Raw genomic sequence first — 15,265 nt, 5'->3', positions numbered from 1 at the left:
TAATTCAGGGGGAAAGAAATTTTCTCAGACCCCACAAGCATTGCAAATCAAGGACTTCGGGTTATGAAAAACCCTCATTTGGGTAAAAATGCGACCAAGCCGACGTTCGACACGGTGGTCGATGGGCCATACAAGTTGACGAAAGCGGTGCCCAATCAATCGTGGACGTTGACGCCGAACTCCCAGTACGGCGGCCCCAAAGCCTATGATACGGTCATCATGAGCTATGAGGCGTCCAATGAGGCGGAGTTTGCGGCGCTTAGAACCGGAACGGTGCAAGTCGGATATGTGGACCTGTCAGAGTATAAGTCGATTGGTGAGTTGACAGGCGACCGCACCTTTGTGGGCTACCCGTTTGACATGAACTTTATGGCGCTGAATTTCAGTCCCAACGCTGAAGGGGGCCTCGGGCCGATTTTCCAAAAGCTTTATGTCCGTCAGGCTATGGAAGAGGCTATCGATCAGCCGGCGGTGGACAAGTCCGTCTATCAAGGCTACGGCCCCCCGCAATACGGGCCTGTCCCGACGATTCCCAAGACCGAGTACCTGGACCCGACGTTGAAAAAGCCCATCTATGCCTATAATCCCAAGGCCGCCAAGAAACTGTTGGAAGCACACGGGTGGTCGGAGAAGAATGGGGTCATGACCAACAAAGCCGGCCAGCAGCTGAAGTTTACCATCATTTACTCCAGTGGCACGGCCTCCATCCAGCAGCAGATGGAAATCATCGCCCAGGACTTCAACAATATTGGTATCAACGTCACCCTAAAGCCGATGTCTTTCTCGACCATGCTTGGCATCATCGGGTCTCCCGCCAACGCCGACAAATGGGATGCGGTATCTGGATTGGGGATTATTTACGGTGGAAGCTACCCCTCGGGCGAGCAAGACTTCGAAACTGGTGGCGGAAACAACTTGATGGACTTCAGCAACAACCAGGAGAATGCGCTCATCAAAACCACCACCGAGCCAGCGTCCTCTTCGGCTGCGAACTTCAAGAACTTCTTTGCCTATGAGTACTTTACGGCTAAGGAATTGCCGGTCTTATGGCTGAACAATACCGGCCAAATCAACGCGGTCGCGAAAAACGTGCATGGGGTCAACGCCGAGACCATCAACAATGTGACCGGCTATCCCCAGTTCCAATATTGGTGGACATCAAAATAGTAATAAAAAGGGCGGCCGGGAGGCCGCCCTGATGTTATTCCGTTCTCGACGAGTGACTTTGCTGTTCAAACAGGGTGGCGATGGCCTCGACCGATAACCCCTTGGTTTCCGGCATCCATACGCTCACAAAAATGACCGCCAGCACCGCCAATCCGGCGAACACCAACATGTCGGCCGGGAGCCCCCAGTGGCTATGCATCACCGGGAAGAGCTCGGTAATGGCGAAGTTGGCGATCCAATCGACGACGGCCGCCAAGGCTGCCATCCGTCCGCGTACGGCGGTTGGGAAGTACTCGCCTTGAATAATCCAGCCTGTTCCGCCCACTCCGAAGGCGAAAAAGACGATAAAGCCGGCCAGCGTCACCAGAACCGTCCAGGCCCGGGCGGGACCGGACAGAAAGGCGAAGGCGCCCGCGCTGAGAATCATGAACAGCGCCATGCCTCCATAACCTAAGCGGGCCAGCGACTTTCGGCCAAAACTGTCGATATTGCGAAACCCGATATAGGTGGCCAACACATTGACCACGGCCAGCACCAACGTTGCCTCAATTCCGCTCACCGCGATTCCCACCAAGCTCATGTGGGGTCGGGCAAAATATGGTTCCAATATTTTGGGGCCGTAATAAAAGGGCACGTTGATGCCGGTGATTTGCTGGAAAATCATGAACACCGCCACAACAACGAATGCGCGGCGGACGCCTCCGGAGATCACCGGGCGCGGGGTTTTCTCTTCGTCCTGCGATTCCTTTTGGCGGGCCTCGCGAATGGTTTGACGGTCCACATGGATTCCCAAGAGCGCCAGTGTTTCGATCAGGCGTTCGTCAAGCCCTTTTTCAAAAAGCCAGCGCGGCGACTCTGGCATTTTCACCCGGAGTCCCAGCCCCACCAGTGCCGGTACGGCGCCTAAACCTAAGATGAGGCGCCAGTCGAGGGATGCAGCGTGGCCTGGCAAGGCGCGAAAGACAATGATGGCCACCACGTAAGCGGCGAGAATACCGATCGTGACCATCCATTGTTGGATGATGGCGAGCTTGCCGCGCCGATCTTTGGGCGCATACTCGGCGATATAGGCCGTGGCCACGGCAGAGTCGGCTCCCACCGCTAATCCTACCAGTGTTCGGGCCACGAGCAGCATGCCGGCATCGACGGTCAAGGCCGAAAGCAAGGCGCCCACCGCATAAATGGCGGCATCCACCAGCAACAGGGCTTTCCGGCCAAACCGGTCAGTAATCGGGCCGGCCAATAGGGCGCCAAGAGCGGCGCCTAATGAGGCGCCCGCGACCAAATATCCCAGGGCCAATCCACTGAGCTTATACGGAATGAAGGTGAGGGCGGATCCAATGTTGGAGGTGTCATAGCCGAACAGAAATCCGCCAATGGTGGCCATTAAAGCCAACGACCAATAAAGGCTGGTGACATGGTTGCGATCCAGCGTGTCTGCGATATTCCAGCGGTAGTGTTCTTTTTCCATGATGTCCTCCTGTCCAATGCTGTCAGGATATGTTGTTAACCCCCCTTCCATACAGTGCGTATTCCCCTGAGCTTTTCTTGTCAACCCCTCGCGGGCCTTCGGTCGTTCCGAACCGGCGAATTGCTATAATGGGTGGAGAATATTTCCGGGAAGGGCGGGATTATCTCATGAAAGCGGTTTTGTTTGACACCTACGGCGATGAGTCGGTGCTCCAATATCGGGAGGCGGCGACGCCTGAACCCGGGCCCGGAGAAGTGCGCATCAAGGTGTCGCGGGTGGGGGTCAACCGTCTTGACTTAATGGCCCGCGCCGGTCAAGTGGGACAGCTTTCGCTGCCTCATATCTCCGGTTCAGAAGTTGCGGGTATCATTGACGCGTTAGGGCCTGGAGTGGACCGCCCCCTTGGCCAACGGGTGGCGGTGGCGCCCTATCTCTTCTGCGGCCGATGCGAGTCGTGCCTTCGCGGGGACGAGACGACGTGTCTTCGGAGCGACATTTTAGGACTCCACTCCCAAGGGGGCTATGCCGAATTTGTGGTGGTTCCCGAAACTAATCTCGTGCCGATTCCCGATAATGTGACGGATAGTCAAGCGGCGGCCGTAACTTTGTCCACCATCACCGCCTGGCACATGCTGGTGGACCGGGCCCGGGTGCGGCCCGGGGATTTGGTGCTGGTGTGGGCCGCGGGATCGGGGGTTGGGAGCGCCGCGGTCCAGATTGCCCAACTGCAAGGAGCTGAAGTGATCGCTTGCGCCGGCAGCGATGACAAGGTGCGGCGCGCCCAAGACGCGTACGGGGCCCGCTGGGGCATCAACTATCAGCGCGAGGACGTAGCCGAGCGGGTGCGCGCCATCACGCACAAGCGCGGCGTCGATGTGGTGTTTGAGCATCTTGGTCAGGACACCATTCAAACCAGTATGAAGTGCCTAGCCCGTGGTGGTCGGACCGTGACCTGCGGCACCCTCACCGGACCGCGGGCGGCCATTGACCTTTGGAGCCTATTCGCCAAGGAATTGTCCCTGATTGGGGCCTACGGGGGAACTCGCGAGAATTTGCGCGATGTGCTGGAGGCAGTGTCGCGGGAACGGCTAAAGGCTGTCATTGACCGCGAATACCCCTTGAAAGACGCGGCTCAGGCCCAGAGCCGGATGGCGGAGCGGGCCCAATACGGAAAAATATTGCTCGTGCCCTAGTCAACATGCGACTAAAAATTCCTCCGTTGCTCGTAGGAAATCAGCACTCCTTTGTCGAATTAGGATTTGTCACTAAATTGCATGAACCATTAATTGGGTTGGAGTCCAGAGTCTCTCTGGACTCTCTTATTTTTTCTTCCCCGAGCGGCAACACTGAAAGGAGCAGCAGGGGAGGGATTCTTGCGAAGACGCGGGAGTTTTGGCGAGATAACGTCATTTTTGGCTCGGCATCGCTCATCTCCGGACTTTTTAATTACTTATACCACGTTGTGTTGGCGCACGTATTAGGCCCCGGACATTATGGGGATCTCACCACTTTTCTCAACGTCACCGCCTTTTTGGTATTGCCAGGTCCAGTTATTACCCTCCTGTACACTCGCCTTGGTCGGCGACAAGGGGCCCAGGCTCGGCGTGAAACGGTGTGGCTATGGGGTGGAGCACTGGCCATTTGGCTTGGCTTAATCGGTCTCTCCGCGCCGCTCGCCCGCATGCTTCATGTAAGCCCGGTGCTGTTGAGCGTGTTTTCCCTAGAAGTGGTGCCTTCGTTGGCCTTGGCCGCCAACATGGGTATTCTGCAACGAGTGCGTTGGTATACCTGGGTGGGGATTCTTACCGTCCTCATCACCGCCTTTCGCGTTATTGCGGCTGGAGTGGCGGCCTTCATTCATTTTCACCCGCTGTTCTCCGTCGGATTGTTGGAGGGGATTGCGGCCTTCGTTGCCTATTTCGCCAGCCGCCGTATTGCCGGTCGTGCGCCGATGGTGGGCGAGCCGTCGAAAGCGGATGTGATATCCGGAACGGCCGTGGTCGGCGTCATCGATGTTTTTTTGGCCATTTCCGACGGGCTTCTGGCTAAGCATTCGCTCCCCGCGCTGGCGGCCGGCCGCTTTAACGGACTTGCGACCATTGGTCATACGGTGCAATTTGTCTCCGGCAGCTTCGGCACCGTGATGCTGACCTCCATTATCGCCGATCCCGAAAAGAGAGGCCGGTTTCTGGCAACCACCGCAGGGGTCTATGGAGCCATTAGCGTGGCCGCCGAATTGCTGTTTGTTTTTTCTGGGCGCTCGGTGGTGATGTTGGTCTTGGGCCGACACTTTCTCCCGGTGGTGCCATGGCTCCCCTACTACGGATGGGGTATGATAGCGTTGGGACTGATTAATATTGCCATGCTGTACTCCGTGGCGCTAAAACGTTGGGAAGCGGTGGCCATTGCCGGTTTCGGACTTATTTACTGGATTTATTCCCTGCTTCGGTCGCATAGTGTCGGGGCATTTGTGCGGGCCACCACCAACACCATGGTGACGGTGCTGGTGGTCTCGGCTCTCGTCATGGTCGGCGTGGAGCTTTGGACCCGGGGCGGGCGTCCGTTTCGCGGTCGTGTGAGAACATAGAAGCGCCAATATTCTATAAAGAGGAGCGGACATTGTGCTTACAGTCGGTCAAGCCTTGGAGGGATCCGCGCGTCGGCATCAGGACAAGCCGGCTCTCATTTTCGGCGACCAGCGCTTGTCATACCGCGAGCTCGACCAACGAGCCAATCGCATGGCACGCGCCTTCTTGGCTCAGGGATTAAAGCCGGGGGACCGGGTGGCGCTGCTCTTGCCTAATGGGCTTTCCATGGCGGAAGCCTATTTTGGTCTGGCCAAAGCGGGCATGGTGGGCGTGCCGTTGAATCTCCGCTGGCAACCGGGAGAGATTATCTATGCGATTCAGGATGCCCAGGTTTCCATGATGTTGGCGGATCGGGAGCTCGCCCCGATGCTTAATCAGGCAGCCGGGGCGTTGCCGGTTTTCTACACCGGCGGCTATGAGGACTCGGCGCGCGATTGGGACAGACTCTGCCAGAACGAATCGCCAGAGCCGCCATCCGTTGAGGTGGCAGAGCATGATCCCTGGGTGATTGTGTACACCTCCGGGACTACGGGAAAGCCTAAGGGCGCCGTACGCTCGCACTTCAGTAATGTCATTATTGCCCTGTCGCTGGTATCGGAATTGGGCATTACCCCGCACGATGTGGGATTTGCTATTTTGCCGATGTTTCATGTTAACTCCATGTGGTTTGTCACCCTCTCCATGGCGGTCGGCGCGACCTGTGTCATTTATCCCCATCGCGCCTTTCACCCGGGCCATGTGATTGAGGAAATGAATCGCCATAAGGTCACCTATAGCATGTTTGTCCCAAGTCTTTTAACCTTTCTCGCGGACGCCGTAGAGCAGGGAAAAATTGACCCCCATTCACTTCGCGTGATGATGACGTCTTCGGCTCCATTGGATTCTACCCTCCGCGATCGGCTCATCCGCGGCTTCCCCAACGTGGAACTATACGATCTCTATGGATCCACCGAGTATGGCGCGGCTACGATGATCCGGCATGAAATTGGCGGCATTCTCGGATCGGTGGGATACCCCGCCATTGGCCAGGAGGTGCGCATCCTGGATGACGACCGCCAGCGGGTGCCCCCAGGGACGGTGGGAGAGGTCTATGTTCGCGGCCCGTCTCTGATGAGTGAATACTGGCGAAATCCGGACGCGACGCGGGAGGCCTTCACCGATGATGGATTTCTTACGGTGGGCGACATGGGATATCTCACCCCGGAGGGCATCTTGTTCCTGGTTGATCGCAAGAAGGACATGATAATTGTTGCCGGTGAGAACGTCTATCCGACCGAGGTGGAAAATGTGCTGTTAAGCCATCCCGCGGTCGCCTTGGCAGCGGTGGTGGGCATCCCCGACCCGCGTCGTGGAGAGCGGGTGGCGGCCATGGTGGTGCCGCGCCAAGGTCAAGAGGTGGAGGTTGGGGAGTTGGCCGAGATGTGCCGTAAGGCGCTGGCCGACTATAAGCGTCCCTATGCCATCGAGGTGGTGGATGAGCTGCCCATGGGGCCGGCCGCCAAGGTGGTTCGGCGGCTAGCCCGGGAGCAGTGGATGAAAAACCATCCGCAAGAAAGCTAGTCGCGCGCCGCAGCCTGAATGGCGGTAACAAATTCCTCGACAATATCTTTGGCATCTTCCAGGCCGACCGAGACACGCACCACATCGGGGGTGATGAATCGGTCGGTCCGTTCGTCGGGGGTCAAGGCGGCATGGCAGTGCTTCTCGGGGAGCGACACAATGGTTTCCGTACCCCCGAACCCTGCGCCTACCATCGTAAACTTGAGGTGGGGGATCATTGCCCGCACCCAGGCGGGATTCTCCAACCGGAAGGTGAGCATCTGGCCAAAGCCACGCACGGTGCGAACCGCCGTCTCATGGCCGGGGTGGGCGGGAAGGCCGGGATAATAGACGCGGGTCACTTCCGGGAGAGCATCCAATGCCTCAGCCAGCTTCTGGGCGCTGCTCTCGGCCCTCTCCATGCGCACCGGCAAGGTTTTGAGTCCGCGAAAAGCCCAATACGAATCTTCCGGAGGCAGGGCAATGCCCGTCGCATTTTGAATGAAATACAGGCGCTGTCCTAAATCGGCTTGGCGGGCCACGGCGACGCCAGCGGTGACGTCGGAATGGCCCGAAATCATCTTGGTGGCTGAGTGAATGACCAAATCTGCCCCTAAATCTAGGGGCTGCTGCAAATAAGGGGTAATGAAGGTGTTGTCCACCATCACCAGCAGCTGGTGTTGATGGGCCCACTCCGACACTAACCCGATATCGGTCACGCGAAGGAACGGATTGGAGAAATTTTCGACTAAGATGGCCTTGGTATTGGGGCGAAGAGTCGCCTTGAGGGCGTCCAAATCATCCGTGTCGCAATAGCTTACCTCCAGCCCAAATCGGCTAAAAATGCCGCGGAGCACCCGTTGGGTTCCGCCTTGGCAGTCGCGGGTGACAATCAGGTGGTCTCCGGCGGAAAACAGGAGAAAGGCGGCGGTCAAGGCAGCCATGCCGGAAGCAAAGGCAAAGCCGCGAGCCCCGTGCTCCAATCCTGCCATGGCCTCTTCCAAGGCCTCGCGGGTGGGGTTGCCGGAGCGCGCATAGTCGAACCGGGGAGGGTTCCACGGATCCGCTTGATGATAGGTGGTGGCGCGATAGACGGGAGGCACCACGGACTGGCTGGCCTTGTCCACCTCTTTCCCGGTATGAATGAAGCGACTATCGTCCATCTTAAATCGTTCCTTTCAGGGCCTGGTCAAAATCGGCGACGAGATCGTCAATATTCTCCAATCCGGCCGAAAATCGCATCAGTCCGGGCACGATCCCGAGTGCACGCCGCATCGGCTCCGGGAACTCCCGGTGAGTTTCACTATAGGGATGGGTGATGAGCGACTCCGTGCCACCCAGGGACACCGCCGGCAACACGAGGTTCAGGTCGTTCATGAGATGCGTGTAGCGGGCCGGGTTTTTAAGTTGAAAGGAAATCATGGCACCGGGGCCGGAGCTTTGCTGGCGGTGCCTTTGTGCCCCCGGATGTCCGTCCAGGGCGGGATAGTAGACCTGCGCGACAGCAGGATGCTCGACCAAAAATGAAGCCAGCCGGCGTGCATTCTGTTCCTGACGATCGAGCCGCACGGCCAGCGTCTTTATTCCTCGCATCACTAGCCAGGCATCGAACGGAGCCAGCACGCCACCGGTCGCGTTGGCTAATTCCGCCACCCGCTGAGCTAGCTCCGCATCGCGGCTCACGAGAGCCCCTGCCAATACATCGTTGTGCCCAGACAAGTACTTGGTGACGCTATAGACCACAAAATCTGCCCCAAAATCCATCGGCCGCTGCCGAAGGGCGGTCATAAAGGTGTTGTCCACGGCGAACCACATGTCATGCTCGTCCGTGAGGCGACGAAGCGCCGCCAAATCACTTATCATGAGCAACGGATTGGATGGCGTTTCCACGAACAACAAGCGGCTTTCGGGGCGAATGGCGTTTTCCACGGCCCGCACATCGCGCGTATCGACAAAGGTATAGGTGAGCCCGAAATGGTCAAACACGTCTACCAGCACCCGATAGGTGCCACCATACAAATCGTTGGTTAAGATGACGTGATCGCCGCTTTTGAGCAGATGAAACAAGGCGGTGATGGCCGCCATGCCCGAAGAAAAAAGCGAAGCGCCGGCCCCGCCCTCTAACGTAGCCAAGCCCTCGGCTAACGGTGTACGGGTGGGGTTTTCGGTGCGCGAATAATCATAACGGCCCAGCTCCTCGCCGGGGTGCTGGTACGTGACGGTTTGAAAAATGGGGGTGCTGACGGCGCCATATTGGGAGTCTTGTCCCACCCCAATGTGCACCACGGTGCTCTCCGGATGGAGGCGTTCCACATGAATCCCTCTTTCTCTGTCGTTAGGAATCAAGTAAAAAGCGTTCTAAGGATTCCCGAGCCTCCGATTCCTGACTCGCGACGCGGACGAGTTCTTCGGACACCGCATCAATCCAGGGATTGAGGTCCATCGGGTCCGTCTTGATGGCCACGCCGCGAACCATCTTGACGCGCATTGCATTGACTCTGCCTTTTTGATGCTCCAATACATACTGCCAGGGATCGAAGGTCACCACAATGCGGCGAACGGTAGGATTTTTTTGAAACAAGCCGCCCTGCCGCTCGATGCGGACGAAGTTCGGCACCGCTTGTTCCAATTTCTTGGCCAATACTTCCGCAAAGACAGCTAAGTCACGGCTGTCCTGCCGGAGACTAGCGGCTAGTACGTCAAAGGACAGCGGACCGGCCACTGGACCTCCTCCTTCCACACACTCTTTGTTCATTTTCCGTCATCCACACCTGTTCCCGCAAGTCGCCTTGCATTTGACTTTATTTGACTTTGGTGCTATACCTTTCTTGAAAATGAAAAGGGGTGAGGTGGGGCCGTATGTACAACCGTTCTCCCTATGCCGCCTATCGGGTCGCGGACGGCGTATCCGGAGCCTTGATGGGCCGAACGTTGGGGTATCTGGCGCTCCTCCTGCTGATTTTGTGCGGAGCCATGTTTGTCTCCCCCTTGGTCGGTGCGGCGGGGACATGGATTGGGATTGTGGCTGCTTTTCTGGGCACGATTTTGGTGGGCCGCAACGTCGCTCGGGCCGGCAGGGCTTTCTTTTGGGGCGCGGTGGTGGCGGTCGGTATGGGGCTTCTGGTGGGACCGGTGGTCTGGAGCGTCGCTTTAACCAACGGCGCCCTGTTGTGGTCTACCTTGGGAGCTCTGCTCATAGCCGTGCTGTTTGCTGCCGCCTTGGTGTCGTGGTTGCCATGGGACTTCTCGCGCCTGGCCCCGCTCTTGTTCGTGGGATTGCTGATGTTGCTGGCCGTCAGTCTGTTGAGCTGGATTATCCCCGGGATGACCGGGCTGGCCATGTCGCGTGCCTTCAATTTGATCGGAACATTGATTTTCATTGGCTATCTCATTGTCGACTTCTCGTTGATGCGATGGCGAGGTCGGGCACTGCCTGCCGAGGGAACGCCGGTGGTGCTGGCTGTCTCCATTTTGATTGATATTGTGAACCTGTTTCTCTTCTTGTTGCGGCTGGGACGGCGCTAGTCTCAGCTGTTTCGGACCCGGCGCAGTGCGCGCCGGGTTCCTTGTTCTTCGGAGGTATGAGCATGACCAATGCGCTGACAGAACTCAACGCAAAGATTGCCACCTGCCGCGCTTGTACTCGGCTAGTCCTTTGGCGTGAGCAGGTGGCCCGCGACAAGGTGCGCCGATATCGCGACCAGCAATATTGGGGCCGGCCTGTGCCCGGGTTTGGCGACCCTCAGGCCCAAGTCATGGTGGTAGGGCTGGCTCCGGCCGCCCACGGCGCTAATCGCACCGGGCGGATGTTCACCGGAGATAGCTCGGGTGATTGGCTCATCGAGGCTTTATGGGAAACTGGCTTCGCGAATCAGCCATCCTCAACCGATGCGGACGACGGACTGCGCCTTGATAACCTGTATTTGACGGCCGCGGTCCACTGTGCGCCCCCAGATAATCGTCCCAGGCCCGACGAGACCCGCGCATGCGCCCCCTATTTGGAACAGGAATTCGCTATCCTTCGTCCGCCAGTAATCATTGCCTTAGGAAAGGTTGCACAAGATGCCATAAAGCGCATGCTGAAAAAACAGGGACTCGATGCGTCTTCCTGGACCTTTGCTCACGGAAGTCGCTGTGATGTTGGAGGCCATACGCTCATCGCTTCGTATCACCCCAGCCGGCAAAATACCCAGACCGGCAAGCTTACCCAAGATATGTTGAAGATGGTATTCCAGACCGCCCAGGACATCTTAGCTCGGTGACACCGGAAATGCCCAAGTTCAATGTCAGCGCTCACAAGATTCGGTTACAGTCCCTGGGCGGGCAGGTGTTGGCCGTGTCCAAGGCGAACACCGTCTAGAGGGGAGCGGATGAGGATGAAGATCATCACAGCCCACGACGTGTATCGGCATTTGACCTGGGAGAGAGCGCGGGCGGCGGTCGAGACGGGACTCCGAGATTTGGCGGAGAACTCGACGGTGATGCCGGTACGTTCGGCGTTGCCCATGGGACCGAACATATTTGGACTGATGCCCGCCTACTTGGGCAGCATCGGGGTGGCCGGGGCGAAGCTTATCACCATTGTTCCCGAAAATCGCGATCGAGGCCTTCCTTCGCATCAAGGTCTGGTGGCGCTGTTTGGCGGCCACGACGGGGTACCGCTGGCCGTCGTGGATGGCGAGGCGCTCACTGTGATTCGCACTGCAGCGGCCAGCGCCTTGGCGACTCAGTGGCTGGCACGCCCGGATGCCCGCCATTTGGCCATTTTGGGCGCCGGCCAGCAGGCGGAGAGCCATGTGCTAGCGCTGGCTACGGTGCGGCCATTTGCGGAGGCACGCGTGTGGGCGCCCCATCCGGAACGGGTTGCTGCCTTTATCGAGCGCATGACCCCTTGCTGCTCCCTGACGTTGAAAGCGGCCAAGAGTGCCGAAGAGGCCGTGCAAGATGCCGACGTCATCTGCACCGTGACAGCTGCGCGCAGCCCCATCCTCAAGAATGAATGGGTGCGTTCCGGGACGCACATTAATGCCGTGGGAGCATGCCGAGCCAGCGATCGGGAGTTGGACGGCCCCTTGGTTGCTCGGGCCCGTTTTTATGTGGACAGCTTCGCGGCGGCCCAACAGGAGGCGGGTGATTACCTCTTGGCTCGGCAGGCGGGTGACATCGCCGACGGGCACATTGTAGGTGAGCTGGGGGAGGTGTTGGTGGGGCGAGCTCCGGGGCGCCAAAGTCCCGATGAGATCACCATTTTTGAGTCGCTCGGGGTGGCCGTGGAGGATATCGCCTCCGCCTACGCCGTCTATCGCCACATGACAGAGGGGATGACCTGATGAGCCAGATATTCTTATATTACGCAGCCGGCATTTGCCAAGGACGCATTACCTTTTCAGGCTCGGAGGTGTTCTATGCCCCCATCGATTTGCGGCGCCGCACTCCCATGCAGGACGTGCATTTTGAGCCGAGCCAATTGGGGGGCGTGCTACCCGTTTCCGAGATCGCTCAGAACTTAGCCCTCTATCTTGAAGCTCACTGGTTTGGCGATGGGGTGCATCTCGATAATGGCGACCGTTTTGAACCGTATCGCCGCTGGGGCGACGGCCAAATTTGGGCGCGGCGCGGCGCCACGGCCGTGGATGTTGTTACCGTTCAGGGGGACGTGGTGGCGTTTGTGCTGCCGGCCCGCTACGGGATGGAGGTCTTGGTCCGTCCGGGAATGGAGTATGTGACGCCCCTAACCCTCTATGAGGACGCCTCCTTGTCGAAAGATCAATATGGCGTCAACAATCTGGGGACCTTTTTGGTGGCCATGCGCGATGGGGTTCGTCTGGCCACCGACGTCTACCTGCCTGAGGGGATCTCGCCCAAGGACAAGCTCCCCACCATTCTCATCCGCACCTGTTACGACCGCCATCGCAATCAACGCGCCTTCATGCGCTGGGTCAATCGCGGCTATGCAGTCGTCAACCAGGACGTGCGCGGGCGCGCCGACTCCGAAGGCGATCTGGTTCCCTTCTATTATGAGCGAGATGATGGAAGCGACACCATCGATTGGATTGGCGCCCAATCGTGGTCAAACGGGCGGGTGGGGCTCTGGGGCGCGTCATACCTTGGGTATACGGCGGTGGCGGCTGCCACCAGTGGCAATTCGCACATTCACGCGGTGGTTGACGAGGTTAACGTGGGTTCGCCGTTTGTGGATACGGTGCGGCGGGGTGGCACCGTCTGTTCCTGGCCGTTGCTGTCGTGGACTTTGGCGCAGTCGGTGGGAACGCGCACCGACTTTTCCATCTTTGCTGGCGAGAGCGTGAATCCGGCCGAAGTCGTGGACATACGGCCCATTCGCTCAATTCCTGAGCGCGTAATCGGCCACCGCTCCGGTCCGTGGGATCTATGGGCGGAGCATCCCGAGTATGACGACTTCTGGCGGAACTGCACCTTGTCGCTTCACGGACATCGGGTGACGGCACCGATGCTGGTCATTTCCGGGTGGTTCGATGGGGATTCTCCGGGCGTCTCGGAGACTTGGCGCATGCTGAGCATGCATGATGTGCCTCACCGCCATATTTGGCTGGGGCCGTGGGAGCATAATCCCAACCGCGCGCGTGACTTGCGCGACCAACATTTTGGCAATGACGCCGTGGTCTATGACTATGACATTCGAGTGCTCAGGTGGTTCGATCGTTTTCTCAAGCAGATTGACAATGGGGTCGAGAAGGAACCGCGGGCCCGCTATTATCTGATGGGCGACAATGTCTGGCGGGAGTCCAGCGAGTGGCCGCCGCAAGAGTCCCACCTGACCCCCGTGTATTTGGCGTCAAATGGGCGGGCCAATTCCCGCCTGGGAGACGGCCTATTGCAGGGAAATCCGCCTGAGGGGGGAGCGTCGGCACCCTATGATGGGTTCATTTATGATCCTCACGACCCGGTGGAGGAGGGTGAGGAGCGGGAGCCGGAGAATCGACGCCTGCAGGAACTGCGCCACGATATTCTGGTGTACACCAGTCCTGCGTTAACGAGGCCGCTGAAAGTGGCTGGTGAGTTAAAGGCAGTGATCTATGCGGCGTCCAGCGCTGTTGACACCGACTGGGCGGCAACCCTTTCGGACGTGGATGACAGGGGCAACTCGATTCGTCTCTCCAGCTACATTGTCCGAGCCCGGTATCGACATGGTTTGGATGCGCCAAAGCCTTTGACGCCAGGAGCCGTAGAGCGTTATGACATCTTTTTGCCTAACATCGGCCACGTTTTTAAACCCGGGCATCGGGTGCGGGTGAGTCTGACCTCATCGTCTAAAGGGGTGGCGTTTCCCAACACCAACAGCGGGGAAAATCCGTATGACGACCCGCCGCCGGTGATGGCGCAGCAAACGATTTGGCACACCCCGGAGTATCCCAGCCATATCCTGCTCCCGCTCCTGGAGGATTAGGCTTGGCGTCGGCGCAGTTTTTCCGTCAAGCGGGAGTCAGCATGATGATACAGGGCATCGGGCGTCGTACCATCCGGGCCAAGCATGGCATAAGCTAAGACCACCTGTAGTGGGGCGGCCGCCCGTCCGATTTCACTCACTAGGTGGCGGGTGAGGCGGTTGAACTGCGCCGCAGTCAAATCGTCGGTCCAAAGACCAAATTCGTCTAGGCTCAGGCGGCCGATAACCAGATGGCTGGTGGCGTAACGCGAGAGGCTATAAGCAGCGGCGTTGAGGCGCTCGCGCAGCATCGAACGTCCGTGGTCTTGACGGAATGCTTCTCCGCCGTGCAATTGCACCAGGATGAAGAGGGCGCGGTGATTTTGCAAAAGCCGGTAGCGGGCATCCTGCAGCACACGATCCCAAAAGGCGCGGGCATTCAGCAGCGGGCTGTCGTGATCACGCTCTAGCACCTCTTGATACCCATTGAGCACCATGCCCATATCCCAGCTGCAGAGTTCCGTGACCGCGGACGCCAATTCGTCCTCTCCCACCGCGCGCAAGGCCGCATTAATTTTTTGCTGCAGATGCCGATAGCCGAGCGCGAACCAGGCAATGTCGACGTTATGGCGCCGGTGGGCCTCTACAATGCGATGGGCGCGATCCCGATCTTCGGCGCCCAGATAGCCGCGGGTCAAGGCGCGAAAATGGGCCGTGAGCAGACCCATAAAGTGGGATGAGGAGGTCACCCCCTCAAGCTGGGGAGAAATTTGGGCGTGATGGATCCATTGCGCCAAGTCAGCCACGGCATCGTCCAACACCGGCTGAAGCAACATTTGCTGCGATTCGATTAAAGCCAGATGTTCATCGCTCAAGCCAAAGGCTTCACTGAGAGCCAACGGCAAAGCCTGGGCACGGCCGCGGCGAAGCCCCGGGGCGGGTACCTCGACGCGCACGGGAAAGCTGTCTTGGGGGTTGCGCCTTGAAAGCTCAAGGAACACGGGCCGCCTGCAATGGCGGCCAGAGTAAAGCTTAGCCGTGCAGCCAGGAAACCGTGATGTGCTAGCCGGTGTAAGACCGGTCGCGCGGACTGCC

The 15,265-nt window shown here is 58.5% G+C and carries 13 protein-coding genes; 8 read left to right on the top strand and 5 right to left on the bottom strand.

Annotation, left to right across the window (positions count from 1 at the left end; genetic code table 11):
- Positions 1-63: 63 nt before the first annotated feature.
- Positions 64-1,167, top strand: coding sequence for an ABC transporter substrate-binding protein (locus HIJ39_RS17255; protein WP_169101893.1), 1,104 nt, complete (start codon positions 64-66; stop codon positions 1,165-1,167).
- A 34-nt stretch (positions 1,168-1,201) separates the two neighbouring features.
- Here the strand turns inward: HIJ39_RS17255 and HIJ39_RS17250 are convergent, their stop codons facing one another.
- Complete coding sequence (locus tag HIJ39_RS17250) at positions 1,202-2,638, bottom strand: sugar porter family MFS transporter (protein ID WP_169101891.1); 1,437 nt, start codon at positions 2,636-2,638, stop codon at positions 1,202-1,204.
- 167 nt (positions 2,639-2,805) lie between these two features.
- On the opposite strand from HIJ39_RS17250, the gene HIJ39_RS17245 reads away from it, so the two are divergent.
- The 3 genes from HIJ39_RS17245 (at position 2,806) to HIJ39_RS17235 (ending at position 6,786) form a co-directional block, all read left to right on the top strand.
- A complete protein-coding gene (locus tag HIJ39_RS17245) occupies positions 2,806-3,831 on the top strand; it encodes a zinc-binding dehydrogenase (protein WP_169101889.1) in 1,026 nt (341 codons plus the stop codon).
- A 77-nt stretch (positions 3,832-3,908) separates the two neighbouring features.
- Positions 3,909-5,225: a lipopolysaccharide biosynthesis protein gene (locus tag HIJ39_RS17240; protein WP_207711759.1), complete on the top strand. Its 1,317-nt coding sequence runs from the start codon at positions 3,909-3,911 to the stop codon at positions 5,223-5,225.
- Between the two features lie 34 nt (positions 5,226-5,259).
- Entirely contained in the window at positions 5,260-6,786 is a 1,527-nt protein-coding gene (locus HIJ39_RS17235) for an AMP-binding protein (RefSeq protein ID WP_169101887.1), read from the top strand.
- On the opposite strand, the gene HIJ39_RS17230 is transcribed toward HIJ39_RS17235, so the two are convergent.
- The 3 genes from HIJ39_RS17230 to HIJ39_RS17220 are packed head-to-tail and all read right to left on the bottom strand — an operon-like array spanning position 6,783 to position 9,487.
- Positions 6,783-7,928: a trans-sulfuration enzyme family protein gene (locus HIJ39_RS17230; protein WP_169101885.1), complete on the bottom strand. Its 1,146-nt coding sequence runs from the start codon at positions 7,926-7,928 to the stop codon at positions 6,783-6,785. The two genes, HIJ39_RS17235 and HIJ39_RS17230, sit on opposite strands and share 4 nt — an antisense overlap.
- Position 7,929: 1 nt before the next feature.
- Positions 7,930-9,078 (bottom strand): trans-sulfuration enzyme family protein, encoded by a 1,149-nt coding sequence (locus HIJ39_RS17225; RefSeq protein WP_338055229.1) that lies wholly within the window; start codon positions 9,076-9,078, stop codon positions 7,930-7,932.
- A gap of 22 nt (positions 9,079-9,100) precedes the next feature.
- Entirely contained in the window at positions 9,101-9,487 is a 387-nt protein-coding gene (locus tag HIJ39_RS17220) for a hypothetical protein (RefSeq protein ID WP_338055228.1), read from the bottom strand.
- A 137-nt stretch (positions 9,488-9,624) separates the two neighbouring features.
- On the opposite strand from HIJ39_RS17220, the gene HIJ39_RS17215 reads away from it, so the two are divergent.
- The 4 genes from HIJ39_RS17215 to HIJ39_RS17200 all read left to right on the top strand — a co-directional run bounded on the left by HIJ39_RS17215 (position 9,625) and on the right by HIJ39_RS17200 (position 14,191).
- Positions 9,625-10,290, top strand: coding sequence for a Bax inhibitor-1 family protein (locus tag HIJ39_RS17215; protein ID WP_169101881.1), 666 nt, complete (start codon positions 9,625-9,627; stop codon positions 10,288-10,290).
- A gap of 62 nt (positions 10,291-10,352) precedes the next feature.
- Positions 10,353-11,027 (top strand): uracil-DNA glycosylase, encoded by a 675-nt coding sequence (locus HIJ39_RS17210; RefSeq protein WP_169101879.1) that lies wholly within the window; start codon positions 10,353-10,355, stop codon positions 11,025-11,027.
- Positions 11,028-11,141: 114 nt separating this feature from the next.
- Positions 11,142-12,095: an ornithine cyclodeaminase family protein gene (locus HIJ39_RS17205; protein WP_169101877.1), complete on the top strand. Its 954-nt coding sequence runs from the start codon at positions 11,142-11,144 to the stop codon at positions 12,093-12,095.
- Positions 12,095-14,191: a CocE/NonD family hydrolase gene (locus HIJ39_RS17200; protein WP_169101876.1), complete on the top strand. Its 2,097-nt coding sequence runs from the start codon at positions 12,095-12,097 to the stop codon at positions 14,189-14,191. The genes HIJ39_RS17205 and HIJ39_RS17200 overlap by 1 nt, the downstream gene beginning before the upstream one ends.
- Here the strand turns inward: HIJ39_RS17200 and HIJ39_RS17195 are convergent.
- A partial coding sequence (locus HIJ39_RS17195; RefSeq protein WP_207711757.1) for a protoglobin domain-containing protein occupies positions 14,188-15,265 on the bottom strand: 1,078 nt, incomplete at its 5' end. The genes HIJ39_RS17200 and HIJ39_RS17195 overlap by 4 nt on opposite strands.

Source organism: Sulfobacillus harzensis, from assembly GCF_012933365.1.
In the GTDB taxonomy this organism is placed as follows: Bacteria; Bacillota; Sulfobacillia; order Sulfobacillales; family Sulfobacillaceae; genus Sulfobacillus_B; species Sulfobacillus_B harzensis.
The sequence above is the reverse complement of the archived record's forward strand: the minus strand, read 5'-3'. Positions and strand labels throughout refer to the sequence as shown.